Origin of the sequence: Paraburkholderia bryophila (assembly GCF_003269035.1) — a bacterium.
In the GTDB taxonomy this organism is placed as follows: Bacteria; Pseudomonadota; Gammaproteobacteria; order Burkholderiales; family Burkholderiaceae; genus Paraburkholderia; species Paraburkholderia bryophila.
Map to the genome: position 1 here is coordinate 1 of NZ_QLTK01000050.1, position 23,840 is coordinate 23,840.

A 23,840-nucleotide genomic window follows, 5' to 3' on the forward strand; every position below is an offset into this window, starting at 1 on the left:
AGCTGAGGCAAACTACTATCGGCAACTTGAAACACCGGTCGCCGAACCCGCATTAACTTAAACCAACCAGCCTCCACGATTCCCGGGGCGGTTCATGGTGATTCATTGAATTCAATTAAGACGCTGCAGGTACTTATGGGGCACGCATCCTTTGAGACGACCGAAATCTACTTGCGCGCGATGGACGTAACAAGTGACGCCGTAATGCAAGCGCTAGACTACCTGTATGGAGCGACGCTTTGAGGACCGTTGGTAAATACGGATCAGATGATCTTGGGGTCCCACTGTTCGACGAGCAAGGCGATCTTTTGTGCGTTATGCGATTTGATTCGCTGGGACTTGCTTCGTCACTCGCATCTGCTTTGAAAGATGGCTTTGTTGCCCAGTTCGGTCACACATCTACATCCGCACAACGCCAAAGTTTCGGTTGTATCCGGAAGTTTGCCTCATTCCTCCGATCGACCGGGGCGTCGACGAAATTGCCTTTGCCGCCGACCATAGCATCCGATTTGAGAGGTTGGTTGCAGGCAAGTGGTCTGGCTCCCTCCACCGCGCAGTCGATTTTAAACACCAGTATTTCAGTTCTTCAGTACTGCGAGAGAAATGATATGTCGTTGTTTTCGCGTGGAACTAGACTTATGGTCGAATCGTTCAAGATTGCTCCGACGTTACAGCGCTCCGTGCCATCTGAGGATATGGTCAAGGAGATACTGAAATGTTGTTACCGGGAGATCGGTTCAATTGAAAGGCGAATCGCGTCCGTGCAGCGTCTACTCGCTGGCTTTGCCGGATCTGATGCTGAGAAGGAGAAAGCTAAATTAATCAGCGAATTGCTTGTCTTGGGCAATGGGGATATCCCAAAACGCGGGAAAATACCACTTGGTCTGCGCATGCGTCTGGATCGTCTTGGAGGGGTGCGGAAGATATCGCAATATATTTGGCTGTCGCCACGTGATTTGTTACCGTTCTATTTGGCGATACTAGTGCAGACCAGTGGAAATCCGGATGCAATACTTAAAATTGGACGGAACTGTGTCTTGCCTCATCCGCTTAGAGGCGACCTCGAGCGGGTGGTTTGGGAAAAGCCGAGATCACACGGTCTTTTTCTGCTGCTCGAATGTGCCGGCGCCGCCGAATAGTTCGTCCTCCGTGAGTAGGACGTCTCGTAGGTAAGCAAGCGCCTCCGAGAGAGGTTTTGCCTCACGCCACTCCTTCGCCATGTGGAGCTTGTAATCCTCGGGGTCGTCCTCAATGAAGTTGCGCGCGAATGCCGACCCCTTCGCGTAATAGAGCGACATTTCCTTGGTGATGTGTTGCAACTGTCTCCGCAGGGATGGTAACGAAACCATCCCTGATCGCTGCGCGTAGATCGCAAGCGACCGGCGGAACTGGTGCGTGCCAAGCGGCCATCGCCTTCCTACCTGGAATTCCACTTCGCTGCGCCACGCCCGGTGGGGGTCGATTTCCTCCAACTCGCGCAAGTCGCACTCCTGGATCAGCGGTCGGACCGCATCCTCCACGAAAGATTCCTGCCTCCTGCGGCGGTTGAGACTGAGGCGCTGGACCTGAAAGGCATCGACGCCTGCTGGCGGACGACCGTTGAGAGCCAAGTAGCCCGTCGAAACGAATAGCGGGTAGCGGTTGAGCACGTCATCGGACTGCTCGGGTTTGCAGCCCATGGCACCGTAAATCAGCGTAGCGATGCGCTGAGCTAGCAGTACGGCGTCGTATGCGACTCGGCTTGTCACCCATCTCGTGCGTCTGATTTTCCCGTGGTTCAGTTTGGTAGTTTGCCCGCACAGAAGGTAAAGCGTGTGCCCATGGTCCTGTTGCGTTTCAATGCAGTCGAAAGGCAGCGATTCGGCTTCCTCGCTGCGCATGCCGCTGAATATGTGGATGGTCAGCTTACAGAGTAACTGCACCTCCGTCAGGCCGCGCGAAGTTCCCTTAGCGCTCTTGGCCAATCCCTTCGACTCGAAGTAATCGTCAAGGCAGTATTTCGTCACCAATGTCGGCGTCCAGATGTGTTTCCCAGCTGCGTGCCGGGCTGCTGTGTTCGTAAGCACCTCAGCCGTGAGCGCCAGGAAACTATCCGAGACCTCTGCGAAGTCTTTCAGTTGCGTGGCCACGGCGCTGATGGTTTCCGAGTAGACGCGCGTCGGGATGGGAGGCGTCTGCCTGGCCATGGCCCGGTAGTCACCGCACCGCCGGCGCAGTTCCTCGATCACGGCATTGCCAGCCACCGGGTGGCCGATATCGCGCTCGGGGTCAAGTGTGAGCAGGAAGCCGACCAGGCCGCACAGATTTTGTAGTACGGAGCCGTTGCCCAAAGTAGCAACGTATTCGCTGAAGCGCCCCTCATCACTCAACAGCGCTGGGAGCGACAATGCCTGCTTTTCGCAATATTGCGCCAGTGCACAGAAGGTTCTCAGGTGGCTGTGAAGTGTCTTGAACGCGAGAGTCGGCCCCTGCCGCCTATAAATAATCAGCGACATCAGGTGTTGCATGTCGTCGACCAAGGCCTGCCTTTCCGAAGGCGTCTCTCTCAACATCGACTTCCCAGGGCGCGCCGTCCAAAACGCGAAACTCAGCCCGACCGCCTGTCCGCGAGGGTCGTAACCAGACCAATCCCAGAAGAGGTCCCCACGCGTGGACGCTGTGTCGCCATTCCTTTTGCGACTGACAATGAAGTCTCTAGGCAACCTTATCCCAAGATGGTCCGCCCATTCATCTGGCAGCACAGCGCCATCGGGCACAACAATGTTGGCTTGGTGCATGCGAGTCATAGCCCGATTTCCAAGTCGTTGAGCAACGCCAGTTTTCGTGCCCAGTAGTCGTCGAGTTCGCCGTCGAGCTCGACTTCGCTGACGACTCGCGAGACCATCCCGGCGTTCCCCTCCAGAGCGCCAATGTCATCGAGAAGGGATTGGATTCGGTCTAATACCGGTTTGAAGGACGTCTCCGCGCCTGGGATGCCGATCGCCTGCCGCAGGACATAGGCGCAACTGGCCAACTTGCGGACGTCCTGCTCATCCGGATGTACGCGATGTTTGTCGCAAAAAAGACAACCTTCGAGTTGCCGGCAATCCGGTTGCACCGGGACGATTGCGGCCACGGCCTGCGGATCGTGGAACGCAGCACAAGTGCCGACATGGCCGACTACCCCGTTTGGTAAGCTCTCGCCACGTTGAAGAATCACCGAGCACTTGGCCGCTACCTGCTGCACCCGGTCGAAGAACGCAGACACTTCGTCGTGATGCGCACTCTGCGACCCCGCCGAGTAGTGCTGGAGCGCAGTCTCTTCGCTATGTCCCATCACCAGCGCGGAAGTCGCAGGCTCGCTGTTTCTGATGTGGAAGTCCTGTTTCGCGGCGCGCAGCTTCCTGGCTCGGATACGCTTGATTTTTGGGTCGATGATTTCCAGCGTACCGTAAATCGAATCGAGTGCCGCATCTTCCATGCTGGACGCCCCGCCTGTACGGTTGGCGCCAAATGATAGAAACAGGCTGTCACAGTCCTGCTCGCCGAGCAGGTAGGTCCGCAGATCGATGTAGCGTTTGAAGAGCGGCAGGAAATTCATCCTCGCAACTGCCGAGTAACGCTTACCATTGGCTCGCCACTTGATCTCCCGGAAGCCCTGCTGCTCCTGTCCGATAATATAGTCCTTGCTCCACTTCAACGAGCTAGCGATACTAAAGTTCATACCGGTTTGCCCAAGGAAAAGCAGCACAAAGGCGTTGTGCGCGACCATTGCGCTCTTGAATCGATGTGAATGTCGCGGATCGGCGTTCGCCTCATCGATAACCGTCTGGGCGTTTCCTACGATCATCCGCGACGTGTACGCATCGCGGTAGTGATGTCGAATTTCCTTTGGCTCGGCCAGCCGTCCATCCTGATAGTTGTAAGCCCAGTACGGCAAGGTCAATTCGTGGCGAATTTTCCATTGGTGTGGCGGCAGGCACCATCGCCGGACAGGAAACACCCAGAGGTAATTATCCTGCCAACCGAGATACTTGGGCATCGCCAGCTTCAGAGGATATTTCTTTCCACCGAGCACCAAGCCAGAAAACCCGAGGAACAGCGCCTCGCACAAGCTCTCCACCTTCGCGAGTTCGCTTTCCGACGGTGGTTCCGTGCGACTCCATCCCGCGCCCAGTTGCAACATGCGTACGCCGCGATGAAGGTCATGAAGCCCGGTGAACCCTGCGAGCAGTTTATGGACCATCCATTGCTCTTTCGCCGCCGAGGCCGGGACTACCTCATGACGGTTGACCCGCTCACGAAGATAACCGACGTACCCGCGAAAGGCTGCATACGCGTGATCGCCGTCGGCCAAAGCATGCGCGTGCCCTGTTGCGTCGGCCCAATCCATGTACTTGATCATGCAGATCACGTTAGCGCGCACTGTCTGCGCGCGATATCCGCCAGACGTGATCAAATCGGAAAAGAAAGAAATCAGCCTGGAAACTTGCGTCGCCCGTTCAGCATCGAAAGATGACAGATCGACCTGCCGTGAGGTGGTGCGGCCATTGTTCCTACCTCTTCTGGGCGCACTCGATCGCCGCAGGTAACAGAGCGCGCCAACGTCCAGAGTGTCCCGATCAAAGCGTAATATGGCCGTGTCCGTACGCAATATTGTTGCGGCACCAAGGGGAATGTCATAAATGGACACGTCCCGCTCAGTGAATATCGGCTGCCGGTGGGTCGCTTCTTTATCGGACACCATCGATGGTTCCCTCCCATGCCTTCTCAATCAGGTCGCGATAATACTGTTCATGAGCATCGACGGTCTCATAAACCATCTTCAAGCTCCGCCGATAATCCAGATACAGGTCGGTCGTGGCGCCGCTCTCGTGGCCCATACGTATTTTTACGAATTCTCGTGCCTGCGCTAACGTAACCTTGCCGCGCTGAACCATGGCAATCTGGATGTCGGTCATGTTCATACCGTAAGTGGCTCGCAGGTCGTGGACTTGATAGCGAAACTCCGCATCGTGGTGCTTACGGATGTACGGGATAACATGGTCGGCGATAAACGTCCGCACCGTCTGTCCTTTCTTCTGGTGGCGCACAGTGACCGCAGGATTGAAGGCGCGCGTCTCGCCCTTGTGCTGATAGTAGGGGTGCCCCTGCTGCGTCAGAAACAGGTATTGGTCGTCAGTGTCGCCACCCTCGGTTCGGGTGCGGCGCTTGCGCGCACGCTCGGAGTGCGCGTAAATGCGCAGGCGCTCATACAACCATCGCGGAATGTGGAGAGCCATACGCTTGTCGTACTTGGTGTCAACGCCAGTCCCCGGCCCCACGAGAAACCTGAACTCGCCCACTCCAGGCGGGATGTCTGACTTCACATGTCTAACCCGCAAGGTTAACGCCGTTTGAATCCGTGCGCCGGTAACCAGCATAAACGCATGAATCAGTGTCATCTCGACGTTACCAAGGTGCACCAGCGCCTCAATGAGCCACTTTTGCTCATGGATCGGCAAGGGCCGCAACTTTCCACCATCGTTAATCGTGCCTGCGTATGGGTCGCTCTGCTTCGGCGTCTTGATCGATACATCGGTGGTCGTGACGACCGTTCTGACAGAAAAACCCCTGGCATCCTTAAAACTCAGATATTGGTCGCGCTCCTGCCATAGAGGATGGTTGAGCGTGACTAGCCCCTCGGCGACCAGCCAGCGGTAAAACGCAATTACGGCGCCCATGCGACGTTTCGCCGTCGTCGCCGCGATACGGCCGTCAAACACAAGGTTTTTGAGATATCCGTTGAAACGGTAAGTAGGACGCCTCAGTTTGTGTTGCGGGATGTCGGTGAAATCGATCTCGTGTTCTTCGAGGAAGGCCAGGAATGCCGACAGGTCATCAGCTACGCCGTGGAATGTCATCATGTTCGGCGCCACTTGACCTTGAAGCCTGGACACGATGTAAATGACGGCCGCATCCCACGGTTGCCCGTCTCGGTCGAGCACAAGTGGCAGCCAGTTGAACTCCTGGCGAACCCATCTCGCGGGCGTCTTCCGGCCGGACTCGACTTCCGCCGTTACGGAGCGGATGAAGTAGCACTGTTCCGGTTGTTCACCAACGGCAGCGATGATGCGCCTGATTGCGCCGGGATCGTGTTCGCCACACGTCTCCGTCATGATGAACGCCGGAATGACTGCCTTCGTACCCGTCAGGTGATCGCTCATCGAACACAGGTTCCTCAATAGTTATCCTATCCATTATTCTGGAACCGCGCCGTTTTCCCAATCGGGATGTATTGCATGAGAATCGAAAGTCGGGCAGCTCAGACGCAGCTATGTTCGTCCATATTCACCGCGATCAAGCAGTTCAATTTATTGGTTGCAACGACCAAGCAGTGCTACACGCCCTCCGAGGCGGACATAACATGGGTGCGCCGGATCATAAGCCCTTCAACCGAGGAGGTCAGGTCGCAGCCTTAGTAGATGGCAAAATGGTCGACTGTCCCGTATTGCGCGTACGAAACATCGTGGAGGCGGCAAGGTGGCGCAATACTTACCGCGCTTCGCCATTTCTATTGCTGTGACGCCCGGCCTTTCCACATTCTCAAGATCGCTATTCAGGCAACAGCTCGCCGAAGCGACTCCTGGAAGACGTGTCCACTCGCAAATCAAAGAACATGGACGCCCAGAAGAGATTTACAGTAGCCGATTTATCTTTCGGCATCCCGTGCATTACACTCCATTTCCATCCAGCCTTCATGATGATCCGCAGGAGGCCGCCATTGTGACTGCTGGCCTCCCGAAAGCAGTGAGAAATCTGAGGCTAGTTCAATCCTTCGGCCGATGCTGGCGGCGCCCGGGATCCGGTACAAAGACTTCAGACCGCGACCAGGTTCCGCACGCCGTCCGCGTCCATGTTCGCGCCTTCCCCGCCCGCGACGATCTCGCCGCGGCTCATCACCCAGTAGCGGTCGGCGATCTCTTTCGCGAAGTCGTAGTACTGCTCGACGAGCAGCACCGTCATGCCCATTTCCTCGACCAGTTGACGCAGCGTGCGGCCGATGTCCTGAATGATCGACGGCTGGATGCCTTCGGTCGGTTCGTCGAGGATCAGCAGTTGCGGATCGCTCATCAGCGCGCGGCCGATTGCCAGCTGTTGCTGCTGACCGCCCGACAGATCGCCGCCGCGCCGGCTGCGCATGTCCTTCAGCACCGGAAAGAGTTCGTAGATGCGCTCGGGGATTTTCTTCGGCGCATTCTTGCTCGCGGCGCCGACCAGCAGATTTTCCTCGACCGTCAGGCGCGGAAAAATATCGCGGCCCTGCGGCACGTAGGCGAGACCTTGCTCGACGCGCGAGTACGTCGGCAGCTTCGTGATCGGCGCGCCGCGCCATGCAATCGATCCGCTCTTCGTCGGCACGACGCCCATCAGGCAGCGCAGCAGCGTGGTCTTGCCGACGCCGTTACGCCCGAGCAGAACCGTGAGCTTGCCGTCGGGCACGGTGAGCTTCACGTCGCGCAGGATATGGCTGCCGCCGTAGTACTGGTTCAGGTTTTCAACTTCTAGCATGTGCGTTCGACCCTTGGTTTCAGCGGCTGATTCTTCGCGGTGCGCGCAGGCGGCGCACCGGTTGGCCCCGTCGTCGTTGTTTATCGGCCGAGGTACGACTCGATCACCGTCTCGTCCTGCTTCACTTCGTCGAGCGTGCCGTGCGCGAGCACGCGGCCTTCGGCCATCACCGTGACCTTGCCGGTGTCGCCCGATAACGCCGCGACGAACTCCATGTCGTGCTCGACCACCATCATCGAGCAGGTGCCGCGCAGATGGTTGAGCAGTTCGGCGAGCTGCATGGTTTCGTCGTCGGTCATGCCGGCGGCGGGTTCGTCGAGCAGCAGCAGCGCGGGCTGTTGCATCAGCAGCATGCCGATTTCGAGCCGCTGTTTCTGGCCGTGCGACAACTCGCCGGCGAGCCGCCGCGCTTCGCTTTCCAAGCCGATCAGCAGCAGCGTTTCCTCGATACGTGCCTGCGCCTCGCGATCGAGCCGCGCGCGCAGCGACGCCCACCATCCCTTGTCGGTCTTCATCGCCAGTTCGAGGTTTTCCCACACGGGATGCTGTTCGAACACGGTCGGCTTCTGGAACTTGCGGCCAATGCCGGCCTGTGCGATGGACGGCTCGTTCATCCGCGTCAGGTCGATGGTCTGGCCCAGATAGACCTTGCCGGAATCGGGGCTGGTCTTGCCGGTGATCACATCCATCATCGTTGTCTTGCCCGCGCCGTTCGGGCCGATGATGCAACGCAGTTCGCCGGCATCGATATTGAGCGTCAGCGCGTTCAGTGCGCGAAAGCCGTCGAAACTCACGGTGACGTCTTCGAGATACAGGATCGTGCCGTGCGAGACGTCGATCTGACCGGGCACGACCGCGTGCCCCATGTTCGCGACGCCGCTCAGCGAGCGCTCCGCCGGTGCTTCGGGTAAATCCAGATCGGGAACCATCGGGTTTTCGTTCATGTGCGGTCCTTCTTGCGCGCGATGAGTTCGATCAGGCCCATGATGCCGTTGGGCAGCAGCAGCGGGACCAGCACGAAAATCAGGCCGAGGAAGAACAGCCAGTATTCAGGGAAATTCGCCGTGAAAAAGCTCTTTGCGCCGTTCACCGCGAACGCGCCGATGATCGGCCCGATCAGCGTGCCGCGTCCGCCCACGGCGACCCAGATCGCCATTTCAATCGAGTTGCCCGGCGACATCTCGCCCGGGTTGATGATGCCGACCTGCGGAACGTACAGCGCGCCCGCAATGCCGCACAACACCGCAGAGACGGTCCACACGAACAGCTTGTACGCGAGCGGGCTGTAGCCGAGGAACATCAAACGCGTTTCGCCGTCGCGCACCGCGGTCGTCACGCGGCCGAGCTTCGACGTGACGATGGCCCGCGCGCCGAGGAACGCGAGGATCAGCACGGCGAACGTGATCAGCAACAGCGCGGTGCGCGTGCCCGGATGCGTGATCGGAAAGCCGCCGATCCGTTTGAAGTCGGTGAAGCCGTTATTGCCGCCGAAGCCCGTCTCGTTGCGATAGAACAGCAGCATCGCGGCGAAGGTCATGGCCTGCGTGATGATCGACAGATACACGCCCTTCACGCGCGAGCGGAACGTGAAGAAGCCGAACACCCACGCGACCACGGCCGGCACCAGCACCACCAGCAGCAGCGCATAGCCGAGGTGCTGCGTGCCTTGCCAGTACCACGGCAACTGATGCCAGTCGAGGAACACCATGAAGTCGGGCAGATCGCTGCCGTACTTGCCGTCGTGGCCGATCGAGCGCATCAGGTACATGCCGATCGCGTAGCCGCCGAGCGCGAAGAACAGCGCGTGGCCGAGACTCAGAATGCCGCAGTAGCCCCACACGAGATCGAGCGCGAGTGCCGCGATCGCATAGCACATGAACTTGCCGGTGATCGTCGTCGCGTACGCGGACAGATGGAACGCGCTGGTTTCCGGCAGCACCAGCGTGGCGAACGGCACGCCGAGACCGAACACCACGATCAGCGCGATCAGCGCGAGCCACGCACGCCGCGACAGCAGCGCGGGACGCGGCGGCAGGCCGAGCGCGAAACCCGCTCCCGGATCGCGGGCGGCGACGCCGCTGCCGTTCTGTGCGCCGACGTGAGCCGAAGAAGTTGCAGATGTCATCTCATGCCTCCGCGCTACGGCCCTTGAGGGCGAACATGCCCTGCGGACGCTTCTGGATAAACAGCACGATCAGCACCAGCACCGCGATTTTCGCGAGCACCGCGCCCCAGAACGGTTCGATTGCCTTGCTGACGAGCCCGAGTCCGAAGCCGCCGATCACCGTGCCGGCCAGCTGACCGACGCCGCCGAGCACCACCGCCATGAACGAATCGATGATGTAGCTCTGGCCGAGGTCCGGCCCGACGTTGCCGATCTGCGACAGCGCACAGCCGCCGAGGCCCGCGATGCCGGCGCCGAACGCGAACGCATACGAATCGACCCGCGCGGTTTTCACGCCGACGCACGCGGCCATGCGGCGGTTCTGCGTGACCGCGCGCACGAACAGGCCGAGGCGCGTCTTCGTCAGCACGGCCCACGCGATGCCGACGACGATCATCGAGAACGCGAGAATCGCGAGCCGGTTGTACGGCAGGATCAGGTTCGGCAGCACGGTAACGCCGCCGCTCATCCACGACGGGTTGACCACCTGCACGTTCTGCGCGCCGAACAGCATCCGCGTAGCTTGAATCAGGATCAGGCTGACGCCGAAGGTGGTCAGCAGCGTTTCGAGCGGACGGCCGTACAGATGCTTCAGCACCAGCCGTTCGAGCACGATGCCGACCAGCCCCGCCGCCGCGAACGACGTGGGCACCGCCAGCAGCGGATACCAGTCGAACGCGCCGGGCGCGAAGCGCTGAAAGAGGTTCTGTACGACGTAGGTCGCGTACGCGCCGATCATCAGGAATTCGCCGTGCGCCATGTTGATGACGCCGATCAGCCCATACGTGATCGCCAAGCCAAGCGCCGCGAGCAGCAGCACGCTGCCGAGCGACAGGCCCGCGAACAGCGTGCCCGCGATCTGACTGCGTCGCTGGATCGCATCGAGTTCGTCGATGCCGCTTTGCGCGGCGGCGCGCACGCGCTCGTCGGCTTCGTTGAAGTTGCCATCCGCTTTCTTCGCGACCAGCGGGCGCAGCAGTTCGTTCATGTCGAGATCGTGCCGTGCGGCCACCAGTTGCACGGCTTCCAGACGCTTCGCCGGATCGGCGTCGTGCAATGCGGTCATCGCCCACAGCGTGTCGAGACGCTTCTTCAGCTCGGGATCGGTTTCCTTCGCGCGCGCCGCGTCGACGAGCGGCTTGATCGACGGATCGGGGTTCTGCAGCAATTCGTGGATCGCGGCGGAGCGCGTCGCGACATCCGGCGAATCGAGTTGCAGGCCCGACAGTGCGCCCGCTACTTTCGAGCGCAGCAGGTTGTTCAGCGTGACCGGTTGCGCGTCGGGCGCGCTGACGGTCTTGCCGGTGATCGCGTCCTTCGTGGTGTCGCCGTCCTGCAGCAGCACTTCGCCGGAATCGGTCGCGAGCGCGCTGTCTTCGGAGAGCGCCTTGAGAAGCGCGAGCGATTCCTTGTCGTGGTTCGCGATCAGCTTGTCGATCGCGGCGGATTTTGCGTCGAAGTCGTCGGCGGCGAGCGGCGCGACATCGGCGGACGTCAGCGCGAACGCGGCAGAGCTGGCAAGTGCAAGTGCGGCCGACAGCACTGAAGCATGCAGGCAATGGCGTAAATTCATGGGCGGGTAATGGCTAACAACGGGGTAAACAGGTGGCCGTGGCGCAATTGACCACGCCCACCATCAGACTTCCGTCAGACTCAGGCGACGCGACGGCGGCGCAGGAAATCCGGGATCGACGAGACAACGTCCGGCTTGCCCTTGTCGCCGGGAATGAATGGGCTCCAAGGTTGCGCGCGGATCGTCGTCTTGGTCCGCCACACCACGTTGAACTGGCCGTCGGCACGTACTTCGCCGATCATCACCGGTTTGTGCAAGTGATGGTTCCCGTCCATTTCGAGCACGAAGCCCGACGGTGCGTTGAACTTCTGGCCGATCATCGCGACGCGCACCTTATCGACGTCCGTGCTCTTCGCCTTCTCGACCGCCTGCTTCCACATGTGGATGCCGACAAAGGTCGCTTCCATCGGGTCGTTCGTCACGCGCTTGTCGCCACCCGGCAGGTTGTTCTTCTTCACCCAGTCGGCAAACATCGCCTTGAACTTCGTGTTCTCCGGGTTACGCAGCGACATGAAGTAATTCCACGCCGCGAGATTGCCCACGAGCGGCTTCGTGTCGATGCCCCGCAGTTCTTCCTCGCCAACCGAGAACGCGACCACGGGCACGTCCGTCGCCTTCAGCCCCTGGTTGCCGAGCTCTTTGTAAAACGGCACGTTCGAATCACCGTTCACGGTCGAGATCACCGCGGTCTTGCCGCCCTGCGAGAAGGTCTTGATGTTCGCAACGATGGTCTGATAGTCGCTATGACCAAACGGTGTATAGACTTCCTGAATATCGGCGTCCTGCACGCCCTTAGAATTCAGGAAGGCGCGCAGGATCTTGTTCGTCGTACGCGGATACACATAGTCTGTGCCGAGCAGGAAGAAGCGCTTTGCGCCACCGCCTTCTGCGCTCATCAGATACTCGGTTGCGGGAATCGCCTGCTGGTTCGGCGCGGCACCTGTGTAGAACACGTTGCGCGACATCTCTTCGCCTTCGTACTGCACCGGGTAGAACAGCAGCCCGTTCAGTTCCTCGAACACCGGCAGCACCGACTTGCGCGACACCGAGGTCCAGCAGCCAAACACAACCGCGACCTTGTCCTGCGTGAGCAGGCCGCGCGCCTTTTCGGCGAACAGCGGCCAGTTCGATGCCGGGTCGACCACGACCGGCTCGATCTTGCGGCCCATCACCCCGCCGCTCGCGTTGATTTCGGCGATCGTCATCAACGCGGTATCTTTTAGCGACGTCTCCGAGATCGCCATCGTGCCGGACAGCGAGTGGAGAATACCGACCTTGATCGGGCCTTTATCGGACCCCTGTGCGAATACGGAAGGTACCTTTGCTGCCATCCCCGCCATCCCCGCTACCGATGCAACCTTTAGAAACTCGCGTTTTTTCATTGATCGTCCTTCAGGATTGAGAGTTGGATTTCATCTTGGATACAAGACGAACGCGAGTGTTTGCAACTTCCGGGCCAGCGGCACGCGGTACGGTAGACAAAGGCGGGAGCGGCAGGACGGCCGCGAATGATGGCTGAACGACTGATGATGTCGGTGCGTGCGGGCGCTATCGTGGTGCGCCGCGCACGCATCCGGGGACGGCTATGCTTCCTCGCGCGCGCTGTAGCGTTCGCGGGCGGTCTGCATCATGTAGAGCGTGATGCGCTTGACTTCAGCCTGGCTCTCCGCGATGTGGGCACGGATCATCTGCTGGGCGCGATTGACGTCTCCGGCGCCAATCGCTTTGAGAATGTCCGCGTGTTCTTCGTAGGTGGCAGCGACCCGCAGCGGCTTCGTGAAATCCAGACGGCGGATGATACGGATGCGTTCAGTCACATCAGCATGCATGCGCGCCATCTCCAGATTGCCGACTGCCGCGACGAGACCGGCGTGGAATCCTTCGTCGAGTGTCGCCGCTTTCGCGGGATCCTGCTCGCGCTTTCTCGCGGACACGCACCAGATGTCCCGCAGAGGGTCGAGCACCGGCGTCAGTTTCTCCGTCACGATCCTGGCGATCGCGGTGGTTTCCATCATCACGCGGATCTCGTACAGGTCCTCGAAGTACTTGAAGTCGAATGCGCGGACCTGCCATCCGCTCTTGAAACTGACATCCACGTAGCCCTCCCGTTGCAACCAGAACAACGCCTGACGCACCGGCGTGCGGCTGACCTGCATCCGGGCAGCGACGTCGCCCTCGCTGAACTTGTCGCCCGGCAGAAGACGGAAATCGAAGATGTCCGCCTTGAGTTGGGCGTAAATTTGCGCCGCGAGATTGCTGGCATTCTTTGTAGGGCTGGCCGCCGACGTTGGGTTGTCCACCATGTAGGGTTCCAGGGAACGGATTTGCAATGGGAGAGATCATTCGAGCATCACTCGAGTGATACGAGCGGGTCGCCTGCAGTGATCATCATACCCGGTCGGCAGTGGAGAGCCTTGACCACACCATCATGCGGCGCTGATATGTGGAATTCCATCTTCATGGCCTCCAGGATCAGCAGCGACTCGCCCGCGCGAACGCTGGTCCCAGGCTCGACTATCAGCTTCCACACGTTGCCCGTGATGTCGGCCGTTACAATCGAGCCCGCCAGCGTTTCGTCGACGATAATCTGTTCGGGCGCATCGCTGCTTCCATGGGACCCGGCTGATTCGCTGGCCCAGTGCGTAACCTCCGTGTCGAACGCCTGCTTCTGGCAGGCGCGGAATACGTCAAGTTCAGGTTCGATGCGCTCCAGGAAGGCGTTGTATTCGCCGAGGTCGAATACCTCTTCCTCGATACGGACGCCCTGCCGTCCTTCGCGGAAATCGTTACGCAGCGTATCGAGTTCGCTTTCCGTTACCGGATAGAAGCGCACCTGATCGAAGAACCGCAACAACCACGGCTTGCCGTCGATGAACACTTCGTTCTTGAGAAACTTGTTCCAGATAGGTAGCGTTCGGCCGACAAGCTGATAACCGCCCGGCGAATCCATTCCGTAGATGCACATATAAACGCCGCCGATACCGACCGTGCCTTCGGCCGTATAGGTACGCGCCGGATTGTATTTCGATGTGAGCAACCGGTGACGCGGATCGACCGGCACCGCACAGGGCGCACCCAGATAGACGTCGCCGAGGCCCAGTACCATGTAGTTCGTCTGGAAGATCGTGTCGCGCACCTCGTCCGCAGACGTCAGACCGTTGATGCGGCGGATGAACTCCGTATTGCTCGGTAGCCACGGGGCCGTGTCCCGCACCGACTGCCGGTAGCGGGCAACGGCGTCGAGCGTCGCCGAATCCTCGTAAGCCATCGGCAGATATACCACGCGGCTCGGCACTTTCATCGTCGCGATGCCGGTGAGTATCGCGTCGGTCGCGGCGAGCGCATCGACAAGTACTTTCTGGTCGATGATGCGGCTATCGTAGCGAACCTGCAGCGAACGCACGCCGGGTGAGAGCTCCAAGACGCCAGGCACGGCCCCGGACTTCAGCGCTTCCATCAGCGCGTGAATGCGGAACCGCAGATTCAGGTCGAGCACGTTTTCGCCATACTCGACGAGGATGTACTTGTCGCCCGCCTGACGGAATACGGTCTTCGGATGGTCACCCTGCGCAGCGGCTTCGAAAAGCACCGGCGAGCCGCGTTGCACGGAGAACGCCGGCCCGGACAGCAGCACATCGTTCCAGTCACGGATGAACGTATCCTGACGATGCTCAAGCGCCAGAGCCTCGTCGAACGTCATTTCGCGGAAACGGATGCGGTCGCCTGGCTTGACCTGGCCCACCTTCCAGAGCTCCGCCTTCGCAATCGTCACGGGGCATACGAAGCCACCCAGGCTCGGACCATCGCGTGTCAGGATCACCGGCATGTCACCGGTGAAATTGATGCTGCCGATCGCATACTCGCAGTCGTGGATGTTGGACGGATGCAGACCCGCTTCGCCGCCATCGGAGCGCGTCCACTCTGGCTTCGGTCCGTTGAGCCGGACGCCGAGCCGGTTCGAGTTGTAGTGGACCTCCCATTCGCTTTCGAAGAATTTCTCGATCGAAGCCGGTGTGAAGAAATCGGGCGCACCGTGCGGACCGTACAGCACGCCGATTTCCCACGTCTTCCCATACGTCGGCACAAGCGAAGCCGGTAACGGCGCAGGATCGTGGATGGGCGCCAGCGCCGCGGTCGCGGGCAAGGACGGGTCCGCAACTGGCAGCACATCGGACGGACGCAGTGTGCGTCCGGCGTGACCGCCGAACTGCCCGAGCGCGAAGGTGGACCGGCTGCCCAGATACACCGGTACGTCAAAACCGTTGCGCACGGCCAGATAGGTTCGGCATCCGCTCGCCGCCTTGCCGACGCGCAGCGTCTGCCCGGCCTGCACCGGCACAGGTGTCCAGAACGCGACGGGCACGCCATCCAGTTCCGCATTGGTGGGTGCACCGGTCAGGGCAATGATCGTGTCGCTGTGAAACCGCAGCGTGGGGCCGAGTACCGTCGCTTCGATACCGGCAGCCTGTTCCGCGTTGCCGACGATCCGGTTGGCGAGCCGGAACGCCCAGTCGTCCATCGGGCCTGACGGCGGCACACCGATATCCCAGTAGCCAACGCGGCCCGGGTAGTCCTGGATCGTCGTGTAGGTTCCCGCATCGATCACTTCGACGACTGCGGGACGGTAAGCGAAGCCATCGAGATAGCGGGTCGAGACGTCCCCGGCCGCGAAGCCCTCGCTCGCGATGATCCTGCGCAGATAGTCGAGATTGGTCGTGATACCGGAGAGACGTGTTGCGTCGAGCGCGCGTGACATGGCGGCAATTGCTGCGGCACGGTCCTCGCCGTGCACGATCAGCTTCGCGATCATCGGGTCATAGTGAGCCGACACTTCGGTTCCGGTCTCGACCCAGCCGTCCACACGGATGTCCGGCGGGAAGCTCACTTCGGTCAGCGTCCCTGGGCTCGGTGCAAAGTTGCGCAGCGGATTTTCGGCATACACGCGCACTTCGATCGATGCGCCCTTCGGCGTCACGGGCCGATCGAGCGCGGGCGACGTGCCGGCCGCCGTGAGGATCATCCACTCGACGAGGTCGATTCCTGTGACGCTTTCCGTGATCGCATGCTCCACCTGCAGGCGCGTGTTGACCTCCAGGAAATAGAACGCCTGCTGCGCCGAGTCGTAGATGAATTCGACCGTGCCCGCCGAGCGGTATCCGACCGATCGGCCCAGGCTTTCAGCAGCCGCGAGCAGCCTCGAGCGTACGTCATCCGGCAGATTCGGTGCGGGGGTCTCTTCCACCACCTTCTGGTTGCGACGCTGGAGCGAACAGTCGCGCTCGCCAAGCGCCACGACGTTGCCATTGCCGTCACCGAAGATCTGCACTTCGACGTGTCGTGCACGATCGACGAAACGCTCGACGAACACCCCTCCATTCGCAAAGAACGACTGACCAAGCCGCTGTACGGATTCAAACGCGGTAACCAGTTCAGCCTCGTCGTTGCAGCGTGTCAGTCCTATCCCTCCTCCGCCGGCCGTGCTTTTGAGCATGACCGGATAGCCGATGGCCCGTGCCGCATCCCTCGCGCTGTCGGCATTGGCCAGCAGACCCGAGCCCGGCGTGAGCGGCACGCCTGCCTGTTCGGCCAACTCGCGCGCGGCGTGCTTCAGGCCAAACTGCTCCATCTGCTGCGGCGTCGGTCCGACGAACGCGATGCCCTCAGCCTCGCAGCGTGCGGCGAATTCGGCGTTCTCGGACAGAAACCCGTAGCCCGGGATAATCGCCTGGGCCCCCGTCTCTTTCGCTGCGGCGATGATGAGATCGGTCTGAAGGTAACTCTCGGCAGCGGTATTGCCACCGAGTGGCACGGCAATATCTGCTGCCGCGACATGCAGGCTGTTGCGGTCAGCGTCCGAATAGACGGCTACCGAGCGGACATTCATTCGCTTGAGCGTGCGCGCGATGCGACACGCGATCTCGCCACGATTGGCGATCAGAACAGTATCGAACATGGCAAGCTCGGCTCAGGAACAGGAAGTAGTGGTGGACGTGCGCTGACTGTCGAGATAACTCACCCAGCCTCCGAATTCAGTGATGTCGCGGGCGTCGCCCAACGCATAGGGCTCACAGATGAACCCCTTCACCTGACGGCCGTCGACGAGCGTCAGCGTGCCGATGCCCAGCGGCGCCGGAATCCCCGCGACAAACGAGCCAAATTCCGCTGTGGGCAAATCCCACAGTTCGACCTTGATCGGCGCGCCGTCCGTCGAGCGCACAAGGCCCGGTTTGGCTGGCGTGGTATTGGCAAGCGCATACAGCCGGTATGTGCTCGCGGTGGTGGTGGCTTCGACGAAACGGGCGTGTCGCGACGTCAGTTCGTGATTGAGAGGCATCCCGCGAAGATGGGCACCGACGACCGCGACGCGGATCGTCCCGGCTGCAGCATCGGCGTTCACGGCATGGTTGTCCGCGGGCTTGCTGGCGACGAGCGGCAGGCCCGTCGCCCCACGCGTCAGGCCGGTCGCCTGATGCCACGACGACGCGTATTGCGCGAGCGCCCTTTCTCGCCATGCGTCGCCGATTAGCGTGATACCAAATGGCAGTCCGTCCTCGCGCAGGTTCGCGGGCACCGCGAGCGCGCTCCAGTCGAGCAGGTTCACGAAGTTGGTGTACTTGCCCAGATTGCTATTGAGGCGAATGGGATCGTCGAGCAGTTCCGCGATCCGGTAGTGAGTCGGTACGGTAGGCACGAGCAGCGCGTCGAACTGGTTCAGCAGGGCATCGGCCTTGCGCTTCAGGTCGGCAAGTCGATAGATGCCGTCGAACGCATCGGCGGCAGAAAAGTTGCGCGCCTTGAAGATGATGTCGCGCACCACGGGATGAATATCGTCTTCGTGCTTCTCGGCGAATGCACGGATTGCGGCATAGCGTTCGGCGACCCATGCGCCGTCGTACAGTAGTGCGGTGACGTCATCGAACAGCGCGAAGTCGACCGGTACGCACGTGGCGCCGCGAGCCTCGACATGCGCCACCGCATCCTTGAAAGCCCGTTCTGCAAGCGCGTCACCGAAGAACTCAGGATGAGAAGGAATAGCGAAGCGCGGCTGGTCCGGGACGCGCCATTCAAGTGCCGCGGCAGGTGCTTCGCGCGATAGCCCATCCGACAGATCGAGCGATGCCGCGACGTCGTAGACACGCGTGGCTTCCTCGACCGTGGTCGCGAACACCGACACGCAATCGAGCGTACGGCACGCAGGTACTACGCCGGTATTGCTGAATGCACCACGCGTCGGCTTGAGCCCGACGATGTTGTTCAGCCCGGCCGGCACCCGGCCCGATCCTGCTGTATCGGTACCGAAGGAAAACGGCACGATACCCCGCGCCACCACCGATGCTGAGCCAGAGCTCGATCCGCCGGAAATGTACTCGGGATCGAATGCATTGGTCGGGATGCCATAGGGTGAGCGCACGCCGACGAGACCCGTTGCAAACTGGTCAAGATTAGTCTTGCCGATCAGGACGGCGCCCGCGTCAGTCAGCCGTTCGATCAGGGTGGCGTTCTTCTCGGGGCGATAGGCGAACGCGGGACAGCCGGCGGTCGTCTCGAATCCGACCGCGTCGATGTTGTCCTTCGCCGCAAATGGAACTCCGTATAGTGGAAGCCTGCTGATATCTCCGCCCGCAGCTTCGAGTCTGTGCTCCAGCTTCGTCAGCTGAACCTGGAGCACTTCTGGCGTTGCCACCGATATCCACGCTGGATCGGAGCCAGTAAGCGTCGACAGCAGTTCGCCCAATAACTGTTCCGGCGTTGCCCCGTTCCGGTAGGCATCCAGCCAGTCCGCAATTGTCCATCCGCGCATCTCGTATTCCCTCTTGTGTACAAGTTTGGCAATCTTGTACTCAAGAGTTATGCCAGGCGACCTGCATAAAGGGAACGCGCGATGCGTGGGCGCTTTGGAGCAGTTCGAGTGGCGTCGCGGATGGGCTGGGCGCACATGCATGATGCCGAAGGAGCACGCTCGCGGTGCGTGCGCCTGCGGATGGTGCACATGAAATCCCCGGTGGCACGACCGCCGGGCAGCGACGTGGCATCAACCTGCTTGTACCAACGGACCATCAAGATGGAGCCGTCCGTCTCATTATCCGAGTGGCTCGACATGAGCGCGCCCGCGCGGTATAAGCCCTTGTCACGTCTGTAATGCACGCCATGGGAAGCCGGTGAAACTCCGGCACGGTCGCGCCACTGTGTCGGGCAAGCAGCGAACCTCGGGTTCGTTCGCGCTCTCCCGAAGTCAGACCTCGCGGCGTCTTTCTTCAACCTTTCACGGGACGCGTTATTCCCGGGAGTCACAAAATGCTTGCCCAGCTTCTCCAGATTTTCAGCGACTCGAACTCCAGGGTTCGCAGCAAATTGTTCGGTATCTACGGCGTGCTGATCGCCATAAACGTTCTCGCGTGGATATGGGCCCTCGTCGCCTTCCACGGCTACCCGGTTCTGCTCGGCACATCGCTCCTTGCCTACAGCTTCGGTCTGCGCCATGCGGTCGACGCGGACCATATTGCAGCCATCGACAACGTCACGCGCAAGCTCATGCAGGAACAGAAGCGCCCGGTCGCGGTGGGCTTCTTCTTCTCGCTCGGTCATTCGACTGTCGTCGTGCTCGCGTCAGTCGGAGTGGCGCTTGCGACCACCGCGATCCAAGGCCGTTTCGACAACTTCAAGGAGATTGGCGGCATCATCGGGACGCTCGTTTCCTCCCTCTTTCTGTTCGCGCTCGCGCTGATGAACTTCCTGATCCTGCGCGGAATCTATCGCGCCTGGAAACACGTTCGCAGCGGCGGCGCCTATGTCGATGACGACTTCGACATGCTGCTCGCGAACCGCGGCTTCGTTGCCCGGATGTTCAGGCCGCTCTTCCGTCTCGTGACACGTAGCTGGCACATGTATCCGATCGGCTTCCTCTTCGGCCTCGGCTTCGACACCGCGACGGAAATCGGCCTGCTCGGCATTGCGGCCACGCAGGCGGCGAATGGACTCTCGCCGTGGGCGATCATGGTGTTTCCGGTGCTCTTCAGCGCGGGCATGTCGCTGATCGATACGCTGGATGGCCACCTGATGCTGGGCGCCTATGGCTGGGCGTACCAGAAGCCGCTTCGCAAGATCTACTACAACATGACCATCACACTGGTTTCGATCGTGGTCGCCGTGGTGATCGGCGGCATCGAGGCATTGGGGCTGATCGCGGACCAGTTGAATCTGAAGGGAGCACTGTGGGATGCCATCGGCTCGCTCAACGATAACTTCGGCGTGCTCGGCTACATCATTATCGGCATTTTCGCGCTGAGCTGGATCGCGTCGTTGGTGATCTATCGGGTGAAGCGTTTCGATGAAGCGGACACCAGTCAACGCCTTTGACCGATACGGAACGTCGCGCTAGAAATCTAGTCGCGCCGCAGTCGCGCCCCATACGGAGCTATGCCACAAAATGGCGAATAGAGCTTGCTTACCGCAGGCTATAGCTCAACGCGGCGGGCAATTGTCTGGACGCAGAAGCGCGGCCACTTCGGACTCACTTCTTCGCTGACGGAAGAACAATGAGTAAATCGTCTGTCTCAACCAGTGCTAACGAGGTGACTGAGAGATCAGCGTTTCCACATTTGTCCATCATTGCCGAACTAGACCTTCTTGTTCAAAGGCTAAAAACTTGTCCGTAAAACACATTAAGGATCTTTCCTTCAGACGGCTCCAAGGTTTCTTTGCCGTTCAATGAACAGTACACGGTAAACAGGGGGGGGACGGATGATGAAGACTACAAAGACGTCTTCATTCTTCGAGTCGATCTAAACCTATTTGACGCATCCGGGGACTCACCCTTGGTAGCACAGGACATCGAGCAAGGGGCATTGAGTGCGAACCTGCTTAAGTCCGGTGACGAGCTATGGGTTATTGGCTATCCAGCCGAGAGTAATTCTATCGATTACGAGATAAACAAGATTGTGAATACGAGGAGCGTCCTCAGGGCCATCTATAAGGGAACCAGCGTTAGCGTCCATTGCCATGAATTACTTATGGAAACGTCCGTGGATCTCGAAAGTTATGACGGCCTAAGCGGGAGTCCTGTGTATCATATGAAGGAGGTGATTCAAGGCAGCCAAATAATCAGCTTCCCTTTGTTGGTCGGTATGCTTCTGAGGGGAACCGCATCAAGTCGAATCGCGCATTTCGTCAACTCAGACGTCCTTTCCAATATCATCAGTTTGGCAGAAGAGACGTCCTAAGCCACGCGTAGATCTTCTAGCGTCAGTGCCGGATATGCGCATAACAAAAGGCCCTGACGATTCGGGGCCTCTCGTAGCCCGCCGGGCCGAGTCTATTCTCACGCCTGCAAAAGTAGTCGGAGGCGAATGGCGGCTATGGAGCAAGCCGAAGGACTGATGCGGGTCGACATCGGCAGTTCGCCGTCGGCTGCAGATCTTGCAATCAAGGTCCGCGTGAGCCGTCTGCCTCGAGGCGACACAATTATTGTCGCAGCGGCGACAGAATTAACGCGAACTACGCTAAGAGGCACAATTAATCCAACATCTTATCGGTAGTTGTAATCTTCGAACCTCACGACGCTTAACGTGCGGAAAAAGCCGCCAACTGCGCGGCTTTCGAGACTTTGGCAAGACCAACTATGGGTATCTGTCTGCATGCAGACAGATCTTCAACCTACGATACTAATCCCGCCAAGTGCGGGATCCTGGAGGTTGACGACTTGGAGCACCTGTGCCTCTTTCTTCGCGTAGGCAGACCTTTTCCATTTCGCAAAATCGGGCATTTGGCTCGCGTCATCAGGTGCAATCGAAATGATTGCAATGACGTCTGCGTCGGCGCGCTTGAGGTCAAACGTTTTCTTGTTGAAAGCATCGAACGTTGTGTTGGCATCAACCACGATGCCGTAGATTTTTGTCATATATCCTCTCTCGGTCGGCTAACCGGCCGACGTTCGGGGCGCACGGAGCACCGCATGAAGTGTGTATTCCTTCGTGTATAGCATCGATTCCTCGCTATCCCGCATTAAGCCGGCAAGTGCTCTCCGTATGAGTCAACAGCCGGCCAAAAATCGAGGATATGCTGACGCAACACAGGATAATCCTTGGCAATAAGCGCCAAGTGATTACCTATCAGCGACACCCTCGCGAACCTGTGCCGTAGTCCGTCTTCAGTCTCTGTTGCGTCGGGGCCCATACCGATATGTGTGCCGATAAGTTTCACTTCAGACGCCTGCCACTCGGCGCGGTTCATGTGGGTGCTCCACCAACCTGCGCCGCTTGCACCGTGAAGTCTGGGAATGGATGCTACAGGAGGGCGATCGTCCGCTAGAGCATCTATATTATTTTGCTGCGGAATCCATGCGTGAATCTCGCGACGCTCTTCGAACTCAGCGACGACTAAGGTACTGTCCGGCGCGTGCTCTCCTCCTGCCATCGTCGTCGAATACACCAGAAACTTAGCTCCGGTGCCGCCCTCGTATTCCATGAAGCTTAGGGGGTATCCAGCAAGTGCGAGAAAGTCCCGTGACGCGTCATGTTCGGACACAGATAGGACTTCGACGGATCGTTCGGACAAAAAGTTACGATTTCCGGCGGCGATCGTCCCGACCAAATCTGGCGAAATCTGAAAGTATCCAAAATCGCCACGCTTCCTAGTACACACATAGTTACGGTGAGCGGGTTCAATAAAGAATCGGTGGTGGTGATTGCGTACACCTAGCGCCAAAGAATCGTAGTCTCCAGCCACGCAATGCCCAGCAGTGAGTATGAAGTGGAACGGACCTATTTTGAGCAGCACACCCGAACCATTGTCGAAAGGTTCTGGAGCGTCTCTGCGGAACCTGAAAAACGGAACCGTAAACGGTTGAAGGCGATCCTGCAACGCTTTGGCGTGCAGAATCGGGCCGTCCTCGGCGTGAATCAGATTGTGTGGCGTCTCTTCGGATGGCGTCATGGCTCTCGCGCAATTCTTATAAAACTAGGCGTGCATTTTCCGTTAGGCTCGGTTACACGTCGGGTTGCCAACGACCGAACGGACAATGTCAAATGGACGGTATTGGCCCACTGGCGCTTCATGCATTAAGCATGAGGCGCCTACTCAGACCGCTCAGCATCATACTAATAATTGCTGACACCACTGTGCAGTCGAAACTAACAACGTTACACCTTGTCCGACTACGCTTCATCTGGAACGGCAGCCAAGGCGTGTTCTTCAACGTTGAAGTCGTACTGTGTGGCCTACTCACGGTACAGGTACTGTAACAGCGCACGGCGTATCGACGACTGCTGCAAAGTTAATTCACATTGGTCGCACCACCGAAGTCCTGTCACAACTGGTTGGTCTTAACTCGTCAGCGAAAATGTGGCACTGAACGGCCGTTGAAGTTCGAAAGTAGCCGCCGGAGCCGTAACGAATCGAACCGCGGTAATGGGTCGGGTTATGCCCCTTGCATATCGCACACATCCGCGGCAGGTCCGTGGTCAAAGTGTGGGACTCGGTGCGGCCAGGAGCGGCCGGTCGACAGTGAAGGCCGAATCGACGACAATTTGGCATCCATATTCTGCCAACATTCGCGGGGACTTAGTGAATATCAGG

At 59.5% G+C, this 23,840-nt stretch carries 15 protein-coding genes; 2 read left to right on the top strand and 13 right to left on the bottom strand.

All coding sequences use genetic code 11. The features are described from left to right. Positions 1-239 precede the first annotated feature (239 nt). The gene (locus BX591_RS36280; RefSeq protein WP_146749852.1) at positions 240-1,139 is read left to right on the top strand and encodes a hypothetical protein; all 900 of its coding nucleotides are present in this window, start codon (positions 240-242) and stop codon (positions 1,137-1,139) included. Here BX591_RS36280 and BX591_RS34775 read toward each other — a convergent pair. The 11 genes from BX591_RS34775 to atzF all read right to left on the bottom strand — a co-directional run bounded on the left by BX591_RS34775 (position 1,092) and on the right by atzF (position 19,068). After that, positions 1,092-2,519: a site-specific integrase gene (locus BX591_RS34775; RefSeq protein WP_146749853.1), complete on the bottom strand. Its 1,428-nt coding sequence runs from the start codon at positions 2,517-2,519 to the stop codon at positions 1,092-1,094. The genes BX591_RS36280 and BX591_RS34775 overlap by 48 nt on opposite strands. Positions 2,520-2,782: 263 nt before the next feature. Next, the gene (locus BX591_RS34780) at positions 2,783-4,726 is read right to left on the bottom strand and encodes a hypothetical protein (RefSeq protein WP_111935835.1); all 1,944 of its coding nucleotides are present in this window, start codon (positions 4,724-4,726) and stop codon (positions 2,783-2,785) included. Further along, complete coding sequence (locus BX591_RS34785; RefSeq protein ID WP_111935836.1) at positions 4,713-6,185, bottom strand: site-specific integrase; 1,473 nt, start codon at positions 6,183-6,185, stop codon at positions 4,713-4,715. Before BX591_RS34785 ends, BX591_RS34780 begins: the two co-directional genes overlap by 14 nt. 652 nt (positions 6,186-6,837) lie before the next feature. After that, positions 6,838-7,530 carry an urea ABC transporter ATP-binding subunit UrtE gene (gene urtE, locus BX591_RS34795; RefSeq protein WP_111935838.1) on the bottom strand — a complete coding sequence of 231 codons (693 nt, stop codon included), beginning with the start codon at positions 7,528-7,530 and terminating at the stop codon, positions 6,838-6,840. Between the two features lie 80 nt (positions 7,531-7,610). Continuing rightward, positions 7,611-8,474, bottom strand: coding sequence for an urea ABC transporter ATP-binding protein UrtD (urtD, locus tag BX591_RS34800; RefSeq protein ID WP_111935839.1), 864 nt, complete (start codon positions 8,472-8,474; stop codon positions 7,611-7,613). Beyond that, positions 8,471-9,655, bottom strand: a complete 1,185-nt coding sequence (gene urtC / locus BX591_RS34805; protein WP_111935840.1) for an urea ABC transporter permease subunit UrtC — start codon at positions 9,653-9,655, stop codon at positions 8,471-8,473. Before urtC ends, urtD begins: the two co-directional genes overlap by 4 nt. A gap of 1 nt (position 9,656) precedes the next feature. After that, a complete protein-coding gene (gene urtB, locus BX591_RS34810) occupies positions 9,657-11,267 on the bottom strand; it encodes an urea ABC transporter permease subunit UrtB (protein WP_111935841.1) in 1,611 nt (536 codons plus the stop codon). Positions 11,268-11,347: 80 nt separating this feature from the next. Then, entirely contained in the window at positions 11,348-12,649 is a 1,302-nt protein-coding gene (gene urtA, locus BX591_RS34815; RefSeq protein WP_111935842.1) for an urea ABC transporter substrate-binding protein, read from the bottom strand. 201 nt (positions 12,650-12,850) lie between these two features. Further along, positions 12,851-13,570, bottom strand: a complete 720-nt coding sequence (locus BX591_RS34820; RefSeq protein ID WP_111935843.1) for a GntR family transcriptional regulator — start codon at positions 13,568-13,570, stop codon at positions 12,851-12,853. Positions 13,571-13,617: 47 nt separating this feature from the next. Then, positions 13,618-17,220 (bottom strand): urea carboxylase, encoded by a 3,603-nt coding sequence (gene uca / locus BX591_RS34825; protein ID WP_111935844.1) that lies wholly within the window; start codon positions 17,218-17,220, stop codon positions 13,618-13,620. A 12-nt stretch (positions 17,221-17,232) separates the two neighbouring features. After that, on the bottom strand, positions 17,233-19,068 hold the full coding sequence (gene atzF, locus BX591_RS34830) for an allophanate hydrolase (protein WP_111935845.1): 1,836 nt from the start codon (positions 19,066-19,068) through the stop codon (positions 17,233-17,235). 494 nt (positions 19,069-19,562) lie between these two features. Here atzF and BX591_RS34835 point away from each other — a divergent pair, with 494 nt between their 5' ends. After that, positions 19,563-20,624 carry a HoxN/HupN/NixA family nickel/cobalt transporter gene (locus BX591_RS34835; protein WP_111935846.1) on the top strand — a complete coding sequence of 354 codons (1,062 nt, stop codon included), beginning with the start codon at positions 19,563-19,565 and terminating at the stop codon, positions 20,622-20,624. A gap of 1,291 nt (positions 20,625-21,915) precedes the next feature. Here BX591_RS34835 and BX591_RS34845 read toward each other — a convergent pair. Further along, positions 21,916-22,164, bottom strand: a complete 249-nt coding sequence (locus BX591_RS34845) for a hypothetical protein (RefSeq protein WP_111935848.1) — start codon at positions 22,162-22,164, stop codon at positions 21,916-21,918. Positions 22,165-22,268: 104 nt separating this feature from the next. Next, positions 22,269-23,198, bottom strand: coding sequence for a hypothetical protein (locus BX591_RS34850; protein ID WP_111935849.1), 930 nt, complete (start codon positions 23,196-23,198; stop codon positions 22,269-22,271). Positions 23,199-23,840: the final 642 nt, after the last annotated feature.